At 65.1% G+C, this 22,591-nt stretch carries 16 protein-coding genes and 1 pseudogene; 3 read left to right on the top strand and 14 right to left on the bottom strand.

The window, feature by feature from the left end; translation table 11 throughout:
* Both G3436_RS18705 and G3436_RS18700 read left to right on the top strand, forming a co-directional pair.
* Positions 1–1,420 (top strand): sensor histidine kinase (locus G3436_RS18705; protein ID WP_163947919.1); only part of this gene is annotated, 1,420 nt, incomplete at its 5' end.
* Positions 1,389–2,816, top strand: coding sequence for a sigma-54-dependent transcriptional regulator (locus G3436_RS18700; protein WP_163947916.1), 1,428 nt, complete (start codon positions 1,389–1,391; stop codon positions 2,814–2,816). The genes G3436_RS18705 and G3436_RS18700, both read left to right, overlap by 32 nt.
* 88 nt (positions 2,817–2,904) lie before the next feature.
* Here the strand turns inward: G3436_RS18700 and G3436_RS18695 are convergent, their stop codons facing one another.
* The 4 genes from G3436_RS18695 to G3436_RS18680 all read right to left on the bottom strand — a co-directional run bounded on the left by G3436_RS18695 (position 2,905) and on the right by G3436_RS18680 (position 6,851).
* Positions 2,905–3,240, bottom strand: a complete 336-nt coding sequence (locus G3436_RS18695; RefSeq protein ID WP_163947913.1) for a hypothetical protein — start codon at positions 3,238–3,240, stop codon at positions 2,905–2,907.
* 80 nt (positions 3,241–3,320) lie between these two features.
* Positions 3,321–4,514, bottom strand: coding sequence for a hypothetical protein (locus G3436_RS18690; protein ID WP_163947911.1), 1,194 nt, complete (start codon positions 4,512–4,514; stop codon positions 3,321–3,323).
* A gap of 82 nt (positions 4,515–4,596) precedes the next feature.
* Positions 4,597–5,064, bottom strand: a complete 468-nt coding sequence (locus G3436_RS18685) for a VOC family protein (RefSeq protein WP_163947910.1) — start codon at positions 5,062–5,064, stop codon at positions 4,597–4,599.
* Between the two features lie 170 nt (positions 5,065–5,234).
* Positions 5,235–6,851 (bottom strand): NADP-dependent glyceraldehyde-3-phosphate dehydrogenase, encoded by a 1,617-nt coding sequence (locus tag G3436_RS18680; RefSeq protein WP_163947908.1) that lies wholly within the window; start codon positions 6,849–6,851, stop codon positions 5,235–5,237.
* Positions 6,852–6,988: 137 nt separating this feature from the next.
* Here G3436_RS18680 and G3436_RS18675 point away from each other — a divergent pair, with 137 nt between their 5' ends.
* The gene (locus G3436_RS18675; RefSeq protein ID WP_163947906.1) at positions 6,989–9,229 is read left to right on the top strand and encodes a putative bifunctional diguanylate cyclase/phosphodiesterase; all 2,241 of its coding nucleotides are present in this window, start codon (positions 6,989–6,991) and stop codon (positions 9,227–9,229) included.
* A gap of 20 nt (positions 9,230–9,249) precedes the next feature.
* Here G3436_RS18675 and G3436_RS18670 read toward each other — a convergent pair whose 3' ends face one another.
* The 10 genes and pseudogenes from G3436_RS18670 to G3436_RS18625 all read right to left on the bottom strand — a co-directional run.
* Entirely contained in the window at positions 9,250–11,979 is a 2,730-nt protein-coding gene (locus tag G3436_RS18670; RefSeq protein WP_163947903.1) for a leucine-rich repeat domain-containing protein, read from the bottom strand.
* On the bottom strand, positions 11,868–13,655 hold the full coding sequence (locus G3436_RS18665) for a dermonecrotic toxin domain-containing protein (RefSeq protein WP_163947900.1): 1,788 nt from the start codon (positions 13,653–13,655) through the stop codon (positions 11,868–11,870). Before G3436_RS18665 ends, G3436_RS18670 begins: the two co-directional genes overlap by 112 nt.
* 60 nt (positions 13,656–13,715) lie before the next feature.
* Positions 13,716–14,516, bottom strand: coding sequence for a carbohydrate deacetylase (locus tag G3436_RS18660; protein ID WP_163947897.1), 801 nt, complete (start codon positions 14,514–14,516; stop codon positions 13,716–13,718).
* On the bottom strand, positions 14,488–15,651 hold the full coding sequence (locus G3436_RS18655) for a GNAT family N-acetyltransferase (protein WP_163947894.1): 1,164 nt from the start codon (positions 15,649–15,651) through the stop codon (positions 14,488–14,490). The genes G3436_RS18660 and G3436_RS18655 overlap by 29 nt, the downstream gene beginning before the upstream one ends.
* Positions 15,652–15,655: 4 nt before the next feature.
* The gene (locus G3436_RS18650) at positions 15,656–16,345 is read right to left on the bottom strand and encodes a GNAT family N-acetyltransferase (protein WP_163947891.1); all 690 of its coding nucleotides are present in this window, start codon (positions 16,343–16,345) and stop codon (positions 15,656–15,658) included.
* 45 nt (positions 16,346–16,390) lie between these two features.
* Positions 16,391–18,319, bottom strand: coding sequence for a hypothetical protein (locus G3436_RS18645; RefSeq protein WP_163947888.1), 1,929 nt, complete (start codon positions 18,317–18,319; stop codon positions 16,391–16,393).
* Entirely contained in the window at positions 18,316–19,620 is a 1,305-nt protein-coding gene (locus tag G3436_RS18640) for an oligosaccharide flippase family protein (RefSeq protein ID WP_163947885.1), read from the bottom strand. Before G3436_RS18640 ends, G3436_RS18645 begins: the two co-directional genes overlap by 4 nt.
* Positions 19,617–20,627 (bottom strand): polysaccharide deacetylase family protein, encoded by a 1,011-nt coding sequence (locus tag G3436_RS18635; RefSeq protein ID WP_163947882.1) that lies wholly within the window; start codon positions 20,625–20,627, stop codon positions 19,617–19,619. The genes G3436_RS18640 and G3436_RS18635 overlap by 4 nt, the downstream gene beginning before the upstream one ends.
* A 9-nt stretch (positions 20,628–20,636) precedes the next feature.
* Complete coding sequence (locus tag G3436_RS18630) at positions 20,637–21,773, bottom strand: glycosyltransferase (protein ID WP_163947879.1); 1,137 nt, start codon at positions 21,771–21,773, stop codon at positions 20,637–20,639.
* Positions 21,766–22,591 (bottom strand): annotated as a pseudogene (locus G3436_RS18625) (glycosyltransferase); the annotation flags it as partial. The gene G3436_RS18630 and the pseudogene G3436_RS18625, both read right to left, overlap by 8 nt.

The raw sequence follows: 22,591 nt of genomic DNA, 5'->3' as shown, positions 1-22,591 counted from the left end.
GTTCAACCTGCTGCGCTGGTTTTCGCTGGTCAGCCTGGTGATCATCACGTGCGTGGCGGCAGGCCTGGGGTACGTGTCGACGCGCTTTGTGGTGGACGACAGCGTGGAACGCGATGCCATGCTCACGGCCCAGTTCATCCAGGCCATGGCCCAGGCCGAGGTGCGTCATGCGCGCATTCCCGACGGCATCACCATGGGCGACCTGCTCGACCCGCGCCAGGACGAAAGCTACCCGCAGGTGTCGGCCGATGTGGCGGCCGGGGCACGCATCGAGTTTCTCGACCACGTCGAGCACCTGCCCGACAACCTGCTGGCCAATGTGTATGCGCTGGACCGCACCATCGTCTGGTCGACCAACCCGGAGCTGGTGGGGCGCAGGATCGAGGCCGACGACGACCTGGACGAGTCGTTCGCCTCCAAGGTGCCGGTGTCGGCCAGCTACCACAAGGCCGATGACGATCGCGACGAGCAGCGCTTTCTGCGCGAACCCAACTACCTGTTCATCGAGAACTACATCCCGATGTTCGAAGTCAGCGGCAAGCAGGTGGTGTCGATGGTCGAGATCTACAAAGAGCCCCAGGACCTGGTCCAGCGTATCCAGCGCGGCTACGTGCTGATCTGGACCAGCACCGTGCTGGGCGGGTTGCTGCTGTACCTGGGGTTGTTCTGGATCGTGCGCCGCGGCGCCAGCATGCTGGCCTCGCAGCAGACCCAGTTGATCGCGAGCGAGACCTTCGTCGCGCTGGGCGAGATGTCGTCGGCGGTGGCCCACAGCCTGCGCAACCCGCTGGCGACCATCCGCTCCAGTGCCGAGCTGGCGCATGAAGTGGCCAGCGCGCCGGCGCAGAAGAACATCGACGACATCATCAGCCAGGTCGACCGTATGTCGCGTTGGGTGCGCGAGCTGCTGGTGTCCTTGCGCCCGGTGAACGACGATGCCGAGGCGGTCGACCTGCTGGCGGCAATCGACGATACCCGACATGCCTTCACCCAGCAGATCCAGCGTTGCGGCGTGCAGGTCGAGGTGAACCTGCCGCCCGCGGCGGCCGTGGTCAGCCAGCCGGTATTGTTGACGCAGATCCTCAACAGCCTGTTTTCCAATGCCCTGGAGGCCATGCCCGGCGGTGGCCGCTTGCGCATCGAGGTGTTCGTGCTGCAAGCCGCCGGGCAGGTACAGATGACCCTGAGCGATACCGGCAAGGGCATGACCCAACAGCAGGAACGCATGGTCTTCAAGCCGTTTTTCACGACCAAACAGGGCGGCCTCGGCGTCGGTCTGGTGCTGGTCAAACGTATCATGGAGCGCTTTGGCGGTGCGGTCAGCCTGACCAGCCGCGAACAGGAAGGAACCCGCGTCAGCCTGATTTTCACGATGGCCGGAGGGGAACATGGAGCACAGCATCCTGGTGGTGGAGGATGATGAAATCCTCGCCCAGAACATCCAGACCTATCTGGAGCGCAAGCAGTTCGAGGTGACCGTCTGCCATACGGCGGAGGAGGCCCTTGAGCAGTTGCAGCGCGTACAGCCCGACGCGGTCCTGACCGACAACTCGTTGCCCGGCATGAACGGCCATGCGTTGCTCAGGACCCTGCTAAGCCGTGCGCCCGACCTCAAGGTGATCATGATGACCGGCTATGGCAACGTCGAAGACGCGGTCACGGCCATGAAAGAGGGTGCGTTTCACTACCTGACCAAGCCGGTCGCGCTGGCCGAGCTCAAGCTTATGCTGGACAAGGCCCTGGCCACCGAGCGCATGGAGCGCACCTTGTCGTTCTATCAGGAGCGTGAGGCGCAGAAGTCCGGCGGGCAGGCGCTGATTGGCGAGTCCCCGGCGATGCTCGGGCTCAGGCGTACCATTGGCCAGTTGCTCGAAGCCGAGCAGCGCATGACCAGCGGCGATCTGCCGCCGGTGCTGATCGAAGGCGAGACCGGCACCGGCAAGGAGCTGGTGGCGCGTGCGCTGCATTTTGACGGGGTGCGCTGCAAGGGGCCGTTCATCGAGTTCAACTGCGCGTCGATCCCGGCCAACCTGCTGGAGGCCGAACTGTTCGGGCACGAGAAGGGCGCCTTCACCGATGCCAAGGACCGCCGGGTGGGGCTGGTGGAGGCGGCGGACGGTGGCACGCTGTTTCTCGACGAGATCGGTGAAATGGACCTGTTGCTGCAAGCCAAGCTGCTCAAGCTGCTGGAAGATCGCACCATCCGTCGTATCGGTGCGGTCAAGGAGCGCAAGGTGGATTTGCGTATCATCAGTGCCACCAACTGCAACCTGGAGCAGATGGTGCAGCAGGGCAAGTTCCGGCGTGACCTGTTCTTTCGCTTGCGCATCATCTCGATCAAGGTGCCGAGGCTGTATGCGCGCGGTGAGGATATCCTGCTGCTGGCGCGGCATTTCCTGGCCCAGCATGCCAAGCGTTATGGCAAAGGCCACCTGCGCTTCAGCGCCGAGACCGAAGACCTGATGCTCAGCTACAGCTGGCCGGGCAATGTGCGCGAGCTGCGCAATATGCTGGAACAGACGGTGCTGCTGGCGCAGAGCGAAGTGATTGCGCCGCACCAGTTGAACGTGTGCATGAGCCTGGTGGATGAGCCGCTGGAACTGTCGCCGGCACCGGTGCACGACGCGCGCCCGCTGCAGGACCCGATGGAGTCGATGAACCTGCCGGAGGTGGAGCGTGACATGGTGCGCAAGATGCTCGACCGCACCGACTGGAACGTCACCAAGTCGGCCCGTTTGCTGGGGCTGAGCCGGGACATGCTGCGCTACCGCATCGAGAAACTGGGCCTTACCCGGCCAGACCGCAAGCAGTGGTGAGGCCTACGCCGGCAGCGCCGGCTCCTACAGGTTTCTGTGAGCACCGCATCACCCTGTGGGAGCTGGCTTGCCAGCGAAGCTTTGCGGTTCAACTGCCACCGGAACCGCTGACGCCGCCGCTGTCCTTGCCGCCGACACCCTTGCTGCCACTGGTCTCGGACCCGGTGCCATCGGTGCTCTGGCGGCGGCTGCCATCGGTGTCGGCGCCGCCCTGACGGCCATTGTCGTTGCCCTGGGTACGCGGGTCGGTGCCGGTCGGGAGCGGCGGTTCATTCGGGGTCATGTCCACGCCTGAGCCCGGCGGTGTGGGGTTCTGGATGCCATCGCCCGGGTTGGTCGGGCCAGTGCCCGCCGCCAGGGCCAGCGAGGCCTGGGCGCCCAGCAGGGCAGCAAACAGCACAGCGGTCAGCGGTGTACGGGTCATGGTCTAGCTCCTGTTGGCGAGGTCTACCTGACATTGGTCCGTCGATACGTGCCGAGGGTGCAGTGCGCGCGACCAACGGTCTATTCACGACCGCGCATGAAAAAGCCCGCCACGTACTTGCGGAAGGTGTCCAGGCTCTTGAAGTCGGCAAACCGCTTGAACGTCTCGACCTCCGGTTCCGGCCCCAGGGGTTGCTCGGTGAGCGACACCGACAGCACCCGGTCGAGGTCCGAACTGAGCACCAGCTCATCCATCACCTGGCCACCGATCACCGGCCGGCGCATGACCACTTTGACGCCCTTGCTGGCCATCCAGTCGATCAGCGAGATCAGCATCTTCAGCGGCTCACGCTCCTCGTCGCGGTACACCGGGAACAGCTGACCTCGCGACAGCACCGGCACGCTGGCGACATGGATCAGCTCATAGAAATGGCTGCCGGCGGTGGCCGGCGAATAGATCGCCAGGGCCAGCAGCGGGCCGGGCGTCTTGCTGCCGCCCCACAGCAAGTGATGGCCCTGGAAATCGAAGCCGTCTTCACTGCGTTCGTTGTAGACCTTACGGGTCTTGATCTGGCTGACACAGTCGAGCAGCAGGCCATGCCGCCGGTGGTTGCCGAATACCGTGGACTCGCGCAGGCGGGCCTTGAGCATCATCATGTGCTTCATGTCCAGGCGGGTCTCGAGGTAGTTGCTGGCCGGTACGCGCTCGATCAGCGGGTAGCGGTTGGCAACGCTGCGCAGTTCGGCGAACTGGCCGGTGAGGTCCTTCTTCAGGTGGGTGGCGTAGACGTTCAGGCCGCTGGCCTCGATCAGTGTCAGCAACAGCGACAACAGGCGATGTTGCTCGCGCTTTTCAGTGCCATCGCCCGGCTCGCCGGTGCCTGTGCCGGCGCGCTGGAAGTCACCGATCAGGCGCAGCGGCGTATCCGGTGCCAGCCAGGCCGCCGGCGGGCTGTCGTGCTCGCTGCGGCGGGCCTCGTCGTCGCGCTCATCCTTGCTGAAAGCGCAGCCGTCGGCATGCTCGGCGGTGCCGGGGTTGTTCTTCAGGAACAGCGTGCCGGTGCTGCCATTGAGGTTGACGTTGAGCACCGGCAGGCTGTTGGGCTGGCAATCGCAGGCCAGCCAGTGGCCGGCGGCGCGCACCTTCATCAACAACTGGTTGGCTTGCAGCAGCCGCGGGCCTTCGAGGCTGCCCAGTGCGAAGCCGCGCAGCAACTCCTCTTCGGCGGGGGTGAGGGTGCGCACCAGCGCGGCGTTCTTTTCGATGATTCGCATGGACTGTCCTGGCCAGCTTTCCTGTGCCTGCCACCTTAATTCAAAGCCCTGCACACGACCATCGTCGCGTGCAGGGCGGCGCTCAGGCGGCGCCGAACAGCTTGGCCGCGCGGGCGCGGATGTCCTCGATCGACACATCTTCCACATGAGTGGCGACAAACCAGAGGTTGCCGAACGGGTCCTTGAGGGTGCCGCTGCGGTCGCCGTAGAACTGGTCCTGGGGCGCGCTGACTTCGCTGGCGCCGGCCTTGATGGCCTGGGCAAAGCGCGCGTCGACGTCCTCGACGTACAGGTGCAGGCCGATGGCCGCGCCGTTCAGCGACTGGCTGGCGGTCAGGCCGCCCGACTGGTCGCAGGGCTCGGCGAGCATCAGCGAGGAGTTGCCGATCTTGAGTTCGGCGTGGCCGATTCGGCCGTCCGGGCCTTCGAGGCGGAACAACTCGATGGCGCCGAAGGCGGCCTTGTAGAAGTCGATGGCTTTGGCGGCATCCTTGATGCCCAGGTAGGGGGTGATGCTGTGCTGACCTTCGGGGATGGGCTGGGTGGCCATGTTGTCCTCCATGGGTGCGCAGTTGATTGGCAGTCGGGGTCGGCCTCTTCGCTGGCAAGCAGCCCCCACGAGGGTCAGGCGGTGTTCACAAAACCTGTGGGAGCTGGCTTGCCAGCGAAGGCGGCATTACGGTCGACCTCTATGCTTGTACCGTTTCGCCCATGGTGCAATCAGAAGATGTAGTCAGTCGTCAGGAAACTCGACTCGCGGTTGCGGATGATGTCGCTGATCAACTGCTTGTTGCTCTGCTGGAACTTTGTCGCGACCAGGGTGCGGATCGAGAACACGCGCAAGGCGTCGTGCACCGACAGGGTCCCCTCGGCCGAGTTCTTGCGCCCGTTGAACGGATAGGTGTCCGGGCCGCGCTGGCACTGGGCGTTGAGGTTGATCCGCCCGACCTGGTTGGCAAAGGTGTCGACCAGCTGGCCGACCTGGGCCGAGTCGGTGCCGAAAATGCTCAGTTGCTGGCCGAAGTCCGAGTCCAGCACATAGTCGATAACGGTCTGCAGGTCGCGGTAGGGCACTACCGGTACCACGGGGCCGAACTGTTCTTCGTGGTACACGCGCATCTGCGGGTTCACCGGGTACAGCAGCGCCGGGTAGAAGAACGAACCTCGGCTTTGCCCACCGCCTTCGTTGACGACCTGGGCGCCGTGGGCCACGGCATCGGTCACCAGGCCATTGAGGTAGTCGACCTTGCCCGCCTCTGGCAGCGGGGTCAGGCTGACGCCGGGCTCCCACGGCATGCCGGGCTTGAGGCTGGCGAGTTTGCGCTGGAACTTGTCGAGGAAGGCGTCGACCACCTGTTCGTGCACGAACAGGATCTTCAGCGCCGTGCAGCGCTGGCCGTTGAAGGAGAGGGCGCCGGTGACCGCTTCGTTGACCGCGTTGTCGAGGTCGACCTCGGGCAGGATGATGCCCGGGTTCTTCGCGTCCAGCCCCAGCGCGGCGCGCAGGCGGTGCGGGCGCGGGTGCAGTTTTTTCAGGTCGCTGGCGGCCTTGTTGGTGCCGATGAAGGCAAACACGTCGACCTTGCCGCTGGCCATCAGCGCGCTCACGGTCTCACGGCCACGGCCGTAGATGACGTTGATCACCCCGGCCGGAAAACTGTCGCGAAACGCCTCCAGCAGCGGGCGAATCAGCAGCACGCCGAACTTGGCCGGCTTGAACACCACGGTGTTGCCCATGATCAGCGCCGGGATCAGGGTGGTGAAGGTCTCGTTCAGCGGGTAGTTGTAAGGCCCCATGCACAGCGCCACGCCCAGCGGGGCACGGCGGATCTGACCGAGGGTGTCCTGCTCCAGTTCGAAACGGCTGGAGCGGCGGTCCAGTTCCTTGAGCGCACCGATGGTGTCGACGATGTAGTCGCAGGTACGGTCGAACTCCTTCTCGGAATCCTTGAGGTTCTTGCCGATCTCCCACATCAGCAGCTTGACCACGGCCTGGCGCTGCTCGCGCATGCGCGCCAGGAACGCCTCGACATGCTGGATGCGCTCGGCCACGCGCATGTTCGGCCAGGCGCCACGGCCCTTGTCGTAGGCGCGCACGGCGGCGTCCAGGGCGGTGAGGGCGGTGTCGGCGTCAAGCAGCGGGGCGCTGCCCAGGATCACTTGTTGCTCGCCATCTTCAGTCTTGAGCCACACCGGGCTGCGCACCGTTGCCAGTGGCCCGTCCCAGCGCTGGAGGTGGCCATCGACCAGGTAGTCGCGCTGTTCAAGCGGCTCGCCCAGGCGGTACGCCTCGGGAATATCCGCAGCAGCGGGAAACAGCGAATCCAGACGATCCATGACGCAGCACCTCTTTTTTTGTGATGGGTGAAACGGTTCAGCCGAGCATAACGCCGGCTCCGTTAAAAAAGCCAGCACGGCTCAATGTTGCTCGCAACAGGCCGATAACCCGGTAATCCGTTGTGATAAGCCGGCGCATGACCCTACCTGAACTCGCCCTAGATGATAGTCAGTTGCTGCCTGTGCGCCTGCGCACCACGGCGTATCGGTTGCTGCCGGTCGGTTTTGCATTGATCGGCATCAGCCTGGCCGTGGCCCTCGGGCGGCTCGACGTGCAACGCCAGGAAAGCGAAGTGATCGCCAACGCGAGTGCGCGGTTGTCGGGGGTGCGCGCCAGCCTTGAAGCCGAGTTGCGTGTCGCCTTCAGTGAAACCGAAGGCATCGCGCAGTTGCTCAGTGTGGATGGGCAGCTCAGCGCCACGCATTTTCATGGCATGGCCCGCGAGGCCATCGCCTCCGTGCCATACATACGGCACATCGCGCTGGCGCCTGACGATGTGGTTGCGGATGTGTACCCGCTGGCTGGCAACCAGCAGATCCTGGGGATCGACTATCGCCAGTTGCCTGATCAGTACCCCTTGTTGCAACAGGCCCGCGACAGCGAGCGCGCGGTGCTGGCCGGGCCTGTGCAACTGGTGCAGGGCGGGCGCGGGCTGATCTACCGACGGCCGGTGTTCATCAATGGGCACAAAGGTGTGCGGTTGTACTGGGGCAATGTGTCGATCGTCGCCGATATCGATCGGTTACTGCGTGAGGCCGGCCTGGGTCAGGACATCAGTTTCGACCTGGCTCTGCGCGGCGGTGACGGTCACGGTGCGGCGGGTGCGGTGATCTGGGGCCCGCCGCAGTTGTTCGAGCAGCCTTCGGTGACGCTCAACGTGGATGTGCCCGGTGGCATCTGGCAACTGGCGGCCACGCCCCGCGGTGGCTGGCCGCCGATGAGCCTGTTCGCCTCGCCACTGTTCATCTTTGCACTGACCTGCACCGGGTTGTTCAGCCTGTTCGTGGCGCAACTCAACCGCAGCAACCGGTTGATCAAGCAGCGCAACGACGAGCTCAAGCATTCCCAGGCGCAACTGCAGCGCCTGGCGCATTTCGATGCGGTCACCGGGTTGCCCAACCGTGTGCTGTTTGGTGAGCGGCTGCTGCACGCGGTGGCCGACCCACACCGTCAGTTGGCGGTGCTGGTGCTGGACATCGACGGCTTCAAGCAGGTCAACGACAGCCTCGGCCACCCGCTGGGCGACCTTTTGCTGGAGCAGGCCGCGCAGCGCTTCAAGGCGGTGCTGGGGCCCGATGACACCCTGTGCCGCCTGGGCGGCGACGAGTTCGCCTTCCTGCTGCAGCGCGCTGACGCGGCTGACCAGGCACTGGCGCGTATCGATGGCTTGCTGCAGTGCCTGCACGCGCCCTTCGCGCTCAAGGGCAATGCGGCACTGGTGACGGGTAGCATCGGTATCGCCTTGCACCCGCAACACGGCCACAGTGACGAGATGCTCATGCGCCATGCCGACACCGCGATGTACGTGGCCAAGGAGAGCGGACGCAACGCCTGGCGCCACTATCACCCTGACATGACCCAGCGCCTGCAGCAGCGCCTGATGCTGGAGCGCGCCTTGCACCGGGCGCTGGACCACAACGAGTTCGAGCTGTGGTACCAGCCCAAGATCGACCTGTTCAGCGGGCGCGTCGAAGGCGCCGAAGCGCTGCTGCGCTGGCGTGACCCGACACAGGGGCTGATCTCGCCGGCCGAGTTCATCCCGCTGGCCGAGCGCACCGGGCTGATCATTCCGCTGGGCGAGCGGGTGCTGGCACTGGTATGCGCACAGATTCACCAGTGGCGCGAGCACGACCTGCTGCCCGGGCCGATCGCGATCAACGTTGCGGCCGTGCAGATCGAGCGCAGCGACTATGTCAAAAGCCTGTGCGATGCCTTGCAGTGCCACGACCTGCAACCCTCGTTACTGGAGGTGGAAATCACCGAAAGCCTGCTGATGGAAAGCCAGCAGCATGCCTGCGAAGTCCTCGCACAGTTGCAAGCATTGGGTGTGGCGACGGCAGTCGACGACTTCGGGACCGGCTATTCGTCGCTGGCCTATCTGAAGGCGCTGCCGATCAATCACTTGAAGATCGACCGTGCCTTCATCAAGGACCTGCCGGACGATGACAACGACGTCGCGATCACGCGGGCGATCATCGACCTGGGGCATGCGCTGGGATTTCGCATTACCGGTGAGGGCATCGAGACAGCGGCGCAGCACGCGTTCTTGCGCGATGCCGGCTGCGATCAGGGCCAGGGTTACCTGATCGGCCGACCCATGCCGGCACCGGCGTTCGAGCAGTGGCTGACCCGGACGCGCAACCTGGCGACCGTCTGACACTGCTCGAAGGCGCGGCGTCAGTCGAGTGTGCCGCGTGCCACGGCTTCGGTCAGGGTTCTGCGGATGTCCGTGAGGCGTTGCTCATACACTGCACGCAGGCGTTGCGCCTCGACCAGCAATTGCCCCTCGTTCATGGTCTCCTCGGCGCGTTCCAGCCCTTCGTCCAGCGCGGCGCGCGAGGCAGCGAACTGCGCAGCGAAGCGGTCACGCAAGTGCGCATCCCAGTCAGGGAAGATCGGTTCTTCCTCATGATTGAGGGCCAGCACCTCGTCCAGGCCCTGGGCCGTGGTCGGGTCGACGGCCAGCAGTTGCAGGCGTAGCTGTTCGACCCATTCCTCGCCTGGCAGCGTCACCTCATCGACCAACGCGTCGAGGATCACCGGCTCGTCTGTCGCAGGGGCCTGGAACAGGTCGATGCCCGGCGTGCGGCCGACGCGCTTGAGCGCCCACAGGTACAGCGTGGCGTACTTGTCTTCGGGCATGCCGAAGGAAAGGCTGAGCACACTGAAGGCTATTTTCCTCAACCGCACGTGGTTGACGATGGTGCGCAGCAAGGTGCGCGAGCGAGCCGCCAACTCAGGGGTGGCCAGGGCCTGGGCCACTTCGACCTGCATTTCGAGGTCCAGCAGCGTGACGGTAGATCGAGCAACGATCGCCTCGCGCAGTTGACTGTCAGCGTCCATGGCGGCGAGCAATCGCCACAGGCGCCGGTGGTAGGTTATCGGGGCGACGGCATACGGAGGGCTGTTGAACATCAGGCGCAGGTCACGGAAAAATACCATGGGCAGTTCCTGGTGCAGACGTTCCCAGCTTGCCTGTTGCTGCGAGGTGGAATTGTCGAGCAACTCGCGGTAATCGATGTCGGGTATCAGCAGGTCGATTCGGTGGGTGAGGTAGAACTGTTCTATGCGCTGTAACGCTTCGGCGTTCAGTGGGTTGTCTTCCAGGCGCAGCGCGCGGCCCAGCGCTGGCGATAACGCCACGTCGGGAGGCAGGGTCTGTAACGCGTTGCCCGACAGGTCTACTACATGGGGCGCATCCAGGTGCTCCAGTCCGACGGGGTAGGCCGCCAGTTGGCAATTGTGCAGGTCAAGACCCTGCAGTTGCGTCAGGCTCGAAAGGTCAGGTGGTGTGCCAAGGGGGTTGTTCGACAGGCTCAGGGTCATCAACTGCGGGTAGCCGTCCAGAAGTGCCTGGGCGTTGGGATTCCACACGAGCTGGTTGTTGGCCATGTCCAGAAAGCTGAGATCAGCCCCCAGGTTTTCGGGCAGTTGAGTGAATTGGCAGCTGTTCAGGCTGACACGCTGCAACCGGGTGAAGTGGCGCATGAAGGCATTTGGCAGATGGGTCAGGCTGTTTCGCTCCACCGACAGTTCGTGCACGTGGTCGAAATCGGCATCCAGTGCCGGGAAACTTGCCAGATCGGTATCACTGAGTTCGAGAAAGTCCAGGTTCAGCTGGATGACCGTTCCGCTTTCGGGTACTTCGCGCAGCGTGACCCGTTGCCAGGCAGCGATGATTTCTTCACGTGCCGCCTCGCGGGCAGCATCGGCCGCTGCCCACAGGCTGAGTGAGTGCTTGATACGCTGCAGCGCGCGCTCCAGGCTACGCAGCGTTTCGCTGGCTGGCGTACCGCTGGCTTCCCATTGCGCGAGCCTTGCCTGGGCTTCTTCGGCGCTGGCCAAAGGGTAGAGGTTGCGATAGCGCGCCTCCTGCGAGGAAGCCGCTGGGGACACGCCGGCGTATCCGCGGGATCGTCCGCTGCCGCCCAGTAGCCGCCCTGAGTAGGACCAGTTGCGTGGCTGGGCCGACCACAGCCAGGTGCCGAGTTCATGGTCCGGGCGGGCCAGCATCGAGAGGATTCGTTGGCGCAGCGCGTCTTTGTCTGCCAGGCCCATCGTCAGACGATACCGGGGAGAAATGGCGTCGAAGATGGCGCCATACAGGTCGTGGTCCGGTGCCTGCAATGGCGCACCGTCCTTGAATACCTGGAAACCCTCGGTGCTGTGCACCAGCATTCGGCGTGGTGGCTGCGTGGCGCTGCCAATTTTTTGCAGCAGGTTGCCGCGCGCATTGGTCGCGCGCAACTCCAGGTGCACCGCAGTATCCCAGCCCGGCGCATGCTCCAGGCACAGCAACGCCAGACGGGTGCTTTCGGTGGTCGCCAGGTCGGGCCAGAACAGCCCTTCACGGGCGCGGGTCAGGGCAATGTCGGCGGTCAGCGAGGCCGCCTCTTCAAGCAGCTTGAAGGGGATTGTGGCCGGTACTGTCCAGCGCTCCAGGTGTACCTTCGCCACGCTGTCGAGCAGGTAGCGGGCCAACGGTGGGGTCAACCTGGGAAAACGTTCGCACAGTGCGCTGATGCGTGCAGTAGGCGCCGCCAGCTCGGCATAACGGGTGTCGAACACTGCCTTGCGAGCAGCACCGGTGGCAGGGCCGGTGCGCAAGCTGCGGCCGATTTTCAGCCGTTGCAGGGTATCGACCAGTAGCGGGGGCAGTGGCAGGCTGTCGGCATGCAGCCGGCGCAGGGTGTTCTCGCGAATGCCACTGACCTGGCAGGCCTGGTCCAGCTCGGTATCGCTCAAACCGTCGGCGAGTGGCCCTATGCGCCGCAGCAGGGTCGCCCGCGACCAGCTCAGCGGGTTCTCGTGCACGGTGTGCCATGCGCCCTGGCCGTTATGCTCCAGTGCCGGCTGATAGGCCTCTGCGCGCTCCGGGTGGCGCAGCCGCCATTGCTGTTGCTGCACATCGAACTGCTGTTCGTAGAAGTCCGTGCCCAGCTTGATGTAATGCCGCTCGGCGTGCAGGTACTGGCCCTGTGCGTTGGCGACCAGGTCGGTGGCCGGTGGGACCTTGAGGCGGTAGGGCGCCAGGTCCGGCTTGCCAGGCGCGGGCTGGCGTCGGGCATGCGCACCTCGATCATGGCATCGATCAGAGCTGGCGCGACGGCGATGGCAACGGTGGTGCCGACGATCATTCCGGTTGTCAGCGCCACTGATTTCAGGTGCATCATGGCGCCATCGATATCACCGTCCTGCCAGTCCTCAATTCCTTCGTACACCTCGTGGGCCAGTTGCACCGCAGTCACCGCCAACATGACGGGGCCCAGGCCGGGCACAGTCATCGCCGCGAGATTGAGTGCGTTGAGCGAGAACGTCTCAAACTCCGCCAGGCGAGCGGCGCGTGCCTGTTCGTCTGCTTCAGCGGTGGAGACCACGACCACCAGCGCATCCGCCTTGAGACGCTGCAGATGGCGCTCCTGCAGGAACGCGAAGAGCTCCGAGTCGATGGGGGCAAGGCGTAGGTACAGGCTTGCGTGCGCTGCGGGGGGCCATACGCCGTCGGACGAGGATGCCTGTTGCGCGAGGTTGCGCTTGAGTACGGCCTGCAGATGATGCTGTTTGTCCAGCGGGGCATAGCGAACAAAGCGCGAGCGAAATGCCGGGGCACTCAGGCGGCCTTTGAGATAGTGCTGCGCAGCGTCCAGCGAGGCGTGCTCGGTAAGTGCATCATCGAGTTCACCCGGCAAGTACACCAGCAAGGTCTGCGATTGTGCCGAGCCCTGGGCGGCCAGCGTGAACATCACGATGTGGTGCAAGGGCACCCCGTACACGCTCAGTTCGTTGGCTTGCAGCCCTGTGCTGCCAGTCGCTGCGCCATGTGCATCGTCAAGCAATGATTCGAACGCATTGCCTGCCGGTATGCTGATGCGTTGACGCGCCCTGGCCAACGCAACCGCCAGGCGCAGCAGGTCACGATTGGCATTCATCGAGTCGAGGCGCACCTGATCCTTGCTGGCTGGCGTCTCGAACACGTCCCGTAGGTGCTGCTGGTACTGGCCGCCCAGGTCGAGCTCACGGCACAGCTTAACGAACGCTGCGGGTTGCAGGCCCGTGCGCGTGTGCGGGTGGGTCGGTTCTGTTGCCGTAATGCCTGTCGAGCGATTTGCCAGTGTGATAGTGCTCCTGCCGATGAACGCCACACTATCGCCAAAATTCTGCAGTGCCGCCTGCAGCAAGCTCTGTTTGCGGGAGGACATTCTGGGCGCCAGGGCCCAGTAGGCAGGATCATTGTCATAGACCACCAGGTAGCTCGAATGCAGGTCGACTGCCTGGCTCAATGCCTGATCAAGATGTGCCTGCAGCAGTGGCTCGGCAAATGCCAGCACGCCCTTGAGGGGTTTCAAGGTACGCGCGAGTATCCTGTTGGAGTCACGGTAGCGGCTGCGCGCAGCCTGTACCGCCTCTCGACTCTCGGGCAGGCTGTTGGCAAGCCAGTCCGGCTCGGTATCAGCGTTGTTGTGCGCCAGGGCGAGCTGCTGCTGGAGGTCGTCGAAGTTGGCCGCAGTGGTGTGTTTGAGCCAGCCGGGAAGACGTTCGCGGATGAGTTGGGTGTGGAGGGTCTTTGCAGGGGTGATGGGCATGGTGGTACTCCGGTCCGTGGACCGACAGCACATCCCATGCCCGTGCCAACAGGGTGGTAACTATCTGTTGGAGGCGGTATCGAGCGCGGTGTGGGGGGGATCGCGCAGCGCGCCATAACCGATCCTCGGTACCCCGGCCAGACGCTGGTCGAGCAAGGCCTTCAAGGATTCGCCGCTGGCCAGGTAGGCATCACCGAAATCATGGCTGCCCAGCGCGCTGGGGTGGGCCACTACCTCCAGCACACCGTGCTCGGGCGCCAGGCCGTTGCGCAGGTCAACCGGGGTACACACATGGTCGGCCGTCAACCTGGCCAATTGGCGCAGGCGCTGGTTGAGCAGGGTCTTGAACAGGCGTTTGGCCGGGCCGATGTTGTGCCCCACATTGCGGGCCAGGCGGATCGGCACGCCTTCGCGGGCCGCGAAGCGCGCGACGATTTCGCCGATCGGCCAGCGATTGTGCACGTGCTGGTGCGAATCCAGGTGGCTGGGGGTCAGTCCGTAGTCCAGGCACTGCTGCCACTGGGCGGCCAGTTCCGCTGCCACCGCCTCGCGTGCCTGGCGCCCCAGCCACAGGCGCTTGCGTGACAGGTTCAGGTCGAATTCGCCATTGGCATTGCAGAACTGCGCCAACGCGCGAATCGCCTCGCTCAGGGGCTTGCCGTAGGTCAGGTTGAAGTGCAGGCCCACCCGGCCGCGCAAGGCCGGCTGCTGGGCCAGGGTACACGCGGCCTTGAACGCCGGCATGGTCGCCATGGCCGTGGCAGAGCTGATCAGGCCGCTGTGGAAGGCATGCAGGATGACCGCATTGGTGTGCTCGTTGAGACCAAAATCGTCAGCGTTGACTATGACTCGGGATGGCATCCGGGCGCTCCTGTGCAGTCGGTTGGGGGGCGGTCGCAGGGGTCGCGGGTGGGCGTCGCCGCTTGAACCACGGTTTGAGGCGCTGCCAGGCGCGCAGGGCCAGGCCCAGCGCCACGCCAGCGGGGCGCCAGCTGTAGAAGCTGTGGCGCAGGTGCTCGACCTGGTCGGTCATGCGTTCGTGCAACTGGTGGCTGGAGTTTTCCAGGCTGACCCGGGAGGCGTCGATCCATTGCCACTGCTCATCCAGGCCCCAGTCGATCCATTCCTGCAACAGCACCCGGCCGCTGCCCAGGTCCGCGTACTGCGGCACGAACGCCAGGTTGTAGTCGTAAAGGCGCCCGCGCTCCAGCAGGCCGAGACGGTAGCTGATGCAACGCCCGTCCAGCTCCAGCACCACCACGCGCAGGCGACCTTCGTCGGCCAGTGCGGTGAACGCCTGGAACATCCACTGGCGCTGTGCGGGCAGGGAGAAGATGCCCACGCCGTCGTCGCCTTTCCAGCTCACGGCCTCCACGGCGCTGATGGCTTCCAGCAGCGCCGGAGCGGTGTGTGCATCGGGGGTCAGACGACGTACCTGGGCGCCACACGCGGCAATCCGCTTGCGCGCGCGACGCAGCTTGTAGCGTGGGTCGCCGCTGACTTCCTGGAGGTCGGCCTCACTGATCTGGTGCACGGGTGCGTGGCAGGCCGTGCGCTGCTCGTGGGTGGAGCTGCGGCGCGCCCATTGTTCCAGCCAGGGTGATTCACCGGTCACTTCATTGAGCTGCAGCAGCGCATGGGGCAGGTGGTTGCGGATTGCGCTGAGTACCTGCCGGGCGGCGCTGGGGGGCAGGTCGATAAGCAGACCGATGCGGTCGCTGAGCGGGTAACCCAGGTGGCGTACCGCCCTGAAGGTCAGCGGGCCATGGCGCTCGTCACTGCTGATCAGGGGTAGGCACAGCACCAGGCGGCCCTGTGCATGGCCCATCAGCACCTGCAATGACGGGGCGGCAGGGAGCGCGGCTTCGGCGGCGCGCAGCCAGGCCAGGCTGTTGAACGGGGTGCTGTCGGGCAGGCGTTGGCGTAACTGCTCGTACTCGGCAGCGGGGAAATCGTCGGCGCACAGTGACGTGCGCCAGGTCAGAGTCAAGGTCATCGGTTCAGGCCATCTTGGCAGTGGGGCTGCTCGACGCCGGTTTGCGCAAGGCATCCAGGCGCGAGCCGCTGTAGCGCGTTTCGCGGAAAAATTTCCAGCGGCCGAACAGGCCGTACACGTGCATCACGCGGCCCTGCTCCTTGTAGCCCATGCGCAGGTGCAGTTTGAGTGCTGGAATGTTGTGGGTTTCGCAGACATCCACGACCTTGTCGCAGCCCTGGTCAGCCATGGCTTGCCACAGCGCCAGTTGCAGGTCGACCGACAACGAGGTGCCCCAGTACGGGCGGGCCAGCTCGCCGCCAAACTCGAAAAATTCTCCAGGCTCGACCGGAAACCAGCAGCCGTAGTAGTGGCGGTCGTGGTAATGGCGCAGGCTGCCCCAGATGAACGCCACCGCTTCGTTGTCGTCGTTCAGGAACATCAGCCCGGTGTGCCCCTCGGCGGCCAGCTCGCGCATGGTGTCGACGCGGTCGCCAAAGTGCCTGGCAAAGCTCTGCACGTTATGCACGGTGATGGTTTCGACCCGCAGCGGCGCGTAGGGCTTGAGGGTATGCGGCGGTACCGGGCTGACCAGGTCGCGCTCCATCCACAGCAGTTCCCAGTGAAAGAACACGTAGTGCTTGAAAGCCGTCTTCAGGGTAGCGCCCAGGCCTTTCTGGTGGACGCGCTGTTTGAGCTTGGTCAATGCATTCATGTTGCCTCCTGATTCTGGCAAGGGAGCAAATCACCGGGTGTGCGTTCACGAAGCGTTCCAGCTCAGGGCGAACAGCGTCTGCCCCGGCACGTCGAAGTTGACCTGGCCTTGCTGGCATTCATACGGTGCGTTGCGGGCCACGTTGTCGGGGCCGAACAACATCAGTGCAGGGGCAGCCTGCGGGCAGCGGGTTGACGGCGTGGCGAAGCTGACGCGCTGCAGCCGGTCGCCCTTGTTGACCCCCAGCAGGCTGCGCTGTGCGCCGCGCGCCATGGCCAGCGCATCGACTTCGAAGGCGTCGTTGTCCAGTTGCAGCACCTGGTCCAGCCAGTGCTGCCCGATGAACTGCTGGGCCAGGCCCACGGGCTTGAGTTCGAAGCGGTTGTTGCTCAGCACCTTGACCATGCCTTTGGGCCATTCGGGTTCGTCGGCGATATGGAACCAGTTGAGCATGTCCAGCAGCCCGTCCTGGGAGGCGTTGATCACCACCGATGCCCACCACAGGGCGGCGTACTGGGTGTTCTGTTCGTACAGGCTGAGGGTCGAGCCACTGGACAGGTTGGTCTGGTCCAGCAGCAGCGCCTTGCGCGGCCGGCCGTTGCTGTCCAGGCCGACCAGCTCTGCTGCGCGGCGTACCGAATCACGGTAGCTGCGGGTGGCCAGCAGGTCGCGGATCATCCATTCATGCCAGGCCAGTGCGTCGATCTGCGGTTCGAACTCCGCCAGCAGGCGTTTGGCCCAGTCCATGCCGATGCGTTGCGCCGCGTCGCTGCGCAGCGGGCCGTTGACCAGCCGCGAACTGGCCGGCATGGCAATGCGCACGCCGGCAGCATGGGCGCCCGGGTAGTCACGCACCCGTTGCGCCATGCTGGCGAAAAAACTGCGGTAGACACTGTAGTCGGCGTAGTTGAGGTTGGGCTCGTCGGCAAAGGCGATGTAGTGCAGGCCCTTGCCTCCCAGCGCGACACTGGTGGCCAGCCAGTCGTCCAGGGCGCCATCGTTGGCCCTGCTGCGCATCAGGTCAGACTTGCGCCCGGTGGCGGCCATCAGCGTGATGTCATGCAGGATGCCGAAGCGTTCCTGGTACAACCGGCGAAACGGCAGCTCGTACTGGGGCTTTCGCGCGAGCACGTCGGCAAAGGTGTAATAGCCTGCCGCCTGCAGCTTGAGGGCGTCGATGGTTTCATAGCTCGACACCGGCGGCAGCACGTAGGGCAGGTTGTTGCCCAGCCGCGGCGTCGGGCCCATGACCTTGGCAGTGCTGCGCAGGTTGACGGTGCCTGGGTGCTGCTGCAGGGGGGTGAGGTCTTGCGCACGCAGGGCGAACAGGTTGGCACTGCCGTCAAGCCAGAACGCCGCCTTGCCGCTGCCGTTGAGGGTCAGGCGCCAGGTCTGTGGCTCGGGGCTGACCGGCAGTTGCACCTGGTCGAACTGCCAGTAGGCCTTGTGGTCGAGCAACGGCAGCTTGAGGCGCTTGTTGTCGCTGATGCGCTGCAGGTCGAAGCTGCGCACGCCGTTGTGGTACTTGCCCGCGAGGACCGCCCGCTCACCGGGCGCAACGTGAAAGTACAGGTTGGTGGGGGTGTCGGTCTCCAGGCTGAAGTGCACTTTGGCCGGGGCGAACTGGGCAGTGCTGGTGTCGTCGTATTCGAGGCGGTAACGCCGGAAGCTGTAGCCGGGTATTGCCACCTGGTAACTGCCCCGGCCAGCTTCCACTGGCCAGCTCAGTTTGCCGCGCCCTTCCTGCATTGCAATGATGTGCTGAGCGGCCAGGCGCCCGTTGGCGTCGAGCAGGTAGACCTGCTCCTGGTTGGCATCGGCCTGCCAGGCCGGCACCCAGCTCAGTTGCACGTGCTCGGCGCGGGCGGGGGTCAGGTACAGGCTGCCATCACGTATATCGGGCCAGCGCAGGGTGGCCGTATGGGCGGTGGAGGCCAGCAGCAGGCCAGGTAGCAACATCCATGTGCATTTCATACTGTTCTCCGTTGCAGCATCTGGCGCAAAGGCAGCAGATCGCTTGGCAACACAAACAAGGTCCGTAGCAACGGCACACCGCTTAGCCTGCAGTACAGCACAAGCATCGCCACCGTTACCCCAAGGTAGGCGATGGAGGAGGCCAGGGCAGCGCCTGCGATCCCGTAATGCGGGATCAGGACCAGGTTGAGAATCAGGTTGGCTGCCGCGCCCACGCCCATCATCAGCGAGACCGTGCCCGGGCGGTTCTTGCCCAGCAGGTCCAGGCGCAGGATGCTTGCGTAGCACAGCCCGAACAATCCGGGAAGCAATGCCAGCAGTGCCGGATACGCCGGTTGATAGGCCGCGCCGAACAGCGTGACGATCAGCCATTCGCCGATCAGGGCCATGCTCAGGCAAGCACCGAGCATGACCGTGGCGGTCAGGCGCAATGCCAGTGGAGTGAGCTTGTCCATGCCGGCATCCTGCTGCAGCAGGCGCTTCATCAGCGGCGTGGTGACGGCTTCCGGAATGATCAGCAGCAGTTCGGCGGCGGCGCTGGCCATGGCGTAGTGCCCGAGTGCGGCACTGCCCAGCAAGGCGCTGATAAACAGGTAGTCCGAGCGCAGGATGACCTGCTGGAAAAGTACATCCGGGTGGCTGCGCGCGCTGTAGGTGAGCAGTTCGCGCTGGCCGCCGCGGTCCCAGCACAACCTGATGCTGTGCTGGCGGCCCAGCCACACCAGGCCCAGCAGGGTCACCAGGCCCAGGCCCAGCAGCCAACTGATCAGCGCCGCTTCCAGGGCCGCGTGCTGCCACATCCAGAACAGGCCGACAAACAGCAGCAGCGGCACCAGCGATTCGGTCAGGCGCAGGGCATTGAAGGCGCCAACCCCACCGGTGGCATTGTGCAGGGTCAGCAGGCCGCTCTTGAGCACAGTCAACGGCACTGCCAGCAACAGCAGCCAGGCCAGCAGCCCCAGCTGCGTGGTGACTTCGAGTTCGCTGCCGAACTCGCGCATCAAGGCCACGCAGATCAGTGTCAAGGCTGCGGCCATCAGGCAGCCATACAGCAACACCTGGCTCAGCAGCAGGCCCATCGAGCGCTGTTGTGCCGCCTGATAGCCAACGGCGGTGTTCAAGCCACCACTGGTGGCGGCGCTGATCAGGTCGGGCAGGGTGCTGAGCAGCGCGAACAGGCCGCGTTCACTGGGGCCCAGGATGCGCGCCAGCAGCACATTGCGCGCCAGACGCAGGGCAATCATGGCCAGGCGTGTGCCCATGCTCAGCAACAGGTGGCGCAGGTAATTGTTGTTGCTCATGCACGGCCCCCGCGGCTGATGCGCCAGGCCAGCAGCGAAGGGCGGCTGGCGTTGCGCTGGCTGACACCGATGCGTGGCAGTGCCAGTGGGTCATCACTGGCGCTGCAGATCCCGGCCCGGGTGCTCAGGGCATACGGGTAGCGGTGCGCCACCAGGCGCTGGCGCACCCGCAGGTCGTGGTCGCCGTTGGGGTAGCAGTACACCGGCAGCGGCTGCCGGCAGCCTTCGAGCAGGGCGCTGTGGCTGCGGCTCAGTTCTTCGTCCAGGCGCCGGTCATCCAGGCCGGGCAGCAGTGCGTGGCTGGCGCCATGGGGGCCGAAGCTGATCAGCCCGGAGTCTTCCAGTTCGCGTACCTGGTGCCAGTCCAGGGCCTGGGGCAGTGACTCATCCGGGCAGGCATCGGTGAGCAGGTGCAGCGCCTGTGGGGTAAGGCTCTTGAGGCTTTGCAGGTAGCGGGCCAGGGCCAGGCTGCGGGCATGCGGCCTGTCGTTCATGAAATAGGCGGCGGGCAACGGGCGACCGATCTGGCGCAGTTGTTCGATCAGGTAATGCCTAGCCGGCTCGCCATGACTGCCCCACAGCGTTTCGCCCAGGCTCTCCCACCAGAAGCGCTGGCGGCTGCCGATATAGTCGGTAGACAGGAAGATGCTGGCTGGCACCTGGTACTGCTGCAGCAAGGGAAACGCATTGAGCGCATTGTCGCGCCACCCGTCATCGAAGGTCAGCGCGACCTTGGGTCGCCCGTCGCCGTTGGGTTGCGCGTGGCCCAGCAGCAGGTCCATCAGGTGCACGCAGTCGAAATGCCGCTGCAACCAGCGCAGTAGCTGTTCGAAAGCCTGGGGCCCCACGCACAGTTCATTGCGATGGGGCAGGGCGGCGCTCTGGTCGTCGGCCAGTACCCGGTGCAACATCAGGATGACCCCCGCACCCCGCAATTGACGTCGGCCCAGGGGGGAGTTCAGGTACAACCACCCGCTGGCACGCTTGATACTGGTCTTGATCGGCATGTCAGGCACTCATCGGGTCTGGTCGGGGGTCCATTGGTTATAGCTGTGCCCGCGCAGGAACTGCCACAGGCCCACACTCATGCCGGCCAGTGTCACCAGTACGAAGGCGGCGAGGCGAAACGGCTTGGGCAGGCGGTGGCGCACGTCCAGCAGGCCGACCACCGCAACGGCGTAACCAAGCAACTGCGCCGCCAGGCTCAAGCGGTAGAAAGCGTGCACGTCGAGCAGCCAGAAGTTGACCACCAGCAGCGGCAGCAACAGCAGCGGCGCCAGGCGCCGGATCAGCTTGTGGCTGATCAGCGCGATGGCGTACAGGCCGTGGCGCAGCGGGTTGAGCAGTTCGCGCCGGGCGGCCAGGCTGATCAGCCCGCCGACGGTTACGCGCTGGCGGCGGCTGAACTGGCGGTGGGCTTCGTCCACGCCCTGATCGAGCACCCTGGCCTGGTCGACATACACCACGCGCTTGCCGGCCACCGGCGCGCAGGTATTGATGAAGAAGTCGTCGTTGACCAGCGCCGGAATCGGCTGGTACAGCTCGCGGCGCAGTGCCTGCAGCGCGCCGTCGGCCGACACCGTGCAGCCGGTGCGGCTTTCTACCCGGCGCAGCCAGGCCTCGTAACGGCGGTACAGGCTCTCACCCAGGCTCAGGCCTTTGCCCGGCACCGGTATGTGCATGTTGCCTACGGTGCCACCGACGTTCGGGTCGGCGAAGGGCGCCAGCAGGTGCTGCAGGGTGCCGTCGATCCAGTGCACGTCGGCATCGGTGAACACCAGGATGTCGCCGCGGCAATGGCTGACTGCGGCATTGAGGACGCTGTTCTTGCCTTGGCGCGGCAGGTCGAGCACTTCGATGCGCGGGTCATCGAAGGCGCGCGCCAGGGCGACGGTCTGGTCGCTGGAGCCGTCGCTGGCGACGATGATCTGCAGGCTGGCGGCCTCATAGTCCTGGGCCAGCAGGTTGCGCAGCTTGTTCTCGATGTTGCGCTGCTCGTTGTGGGCAGCCACCACCACGCTGACCCGTTGCGGTGGCAAGGGCGCGGGCCGGTGGCGGGGGAAGAAGGGCCCCACCAGCGTCAACAGCAGCGGGTAGCCAACCCAGGCATACACCGGCAACAACAGGCACAACCAAAAAAGTGCTTCAGCCACGGGCGGGCCTCCTTGCATTCCAATTGAACAGGCTCAGCACGAACGCCGCGCCCGCCAGGTGCAGACGTATCCAGTGCAGGCCCCACAGTTGCAGGGCAAACAGCAGGTCGCGGTGTTTCAAACTCTGGCGCAGGCTCAGGGCCAGTGCCGGCAGGCTGGTGACGAACAACAGCAACAGTGCCAGGTGCGGGTAGCCATCGAGCAGCGCCGACAGCGCCATCGCGTCGAGCACCCAGGCGCCGATCGACAGCAGCGGAAAGCGCAGCAGGCGCAGGCTCACGCCGTTGCTGCGCAGCAGTTGCAGGTTGCTGCCCTGGCGCCACAGCTCCTTGCCCAGCCATTCGCGCCAGCTGCCTTCGAAGCCCCAGTGCAATACCACCGGTGTACGCAGCGCCAGCAGGCGCCCGCCGGCCTGGCTCACGCGCAACGAGAAGTCCTTGTCTTCGCCGGTGCGCAGGGTTTCGTTGAAGCCGCCCACCTGGTCGAACCAATGGCGTTGCATGAGCAGGTTAGGGGTGGGCAGCCACGGCATGCTGTGCAGCGCCGGCCGCCCGGCGCGCAAGGTGCGCCGTTGCCAGGCGCGGGCGAACCAGGGCGCCTGGCGGGGCGTGTCGCAGTCCAGCGCGAAGACATCGCCGCGGTCCTGGCCATGCAGCTCCAGCAGCAAGCCCAGCCATTGCTCCGGCACTTCGATATCGGCATCCAGAAACGCCAGCCAGTCGCCGCTGCCGGCCTGTGCGCCGCGATTGCGCAGGGCACCGATGGTCAGCCCCCGGCAGGCTCAGCACCCGCGCGCCGAGGCTGCGTGCGATCTGCGG

The sequence above is a fragment of the Pseudomonas brassicae genome (assembly GCF_010671725.1).
GTDB lineage: Bacteria > Pseudomonadota > Gammaproteobacteria > Pseudomonadales > Pseudomonadaceae > Aquipseudomonas > Aquipseudomonas brassicae.
This window is presented reverse-complemented; position numbering and strand designations above follow the sequence as displayed.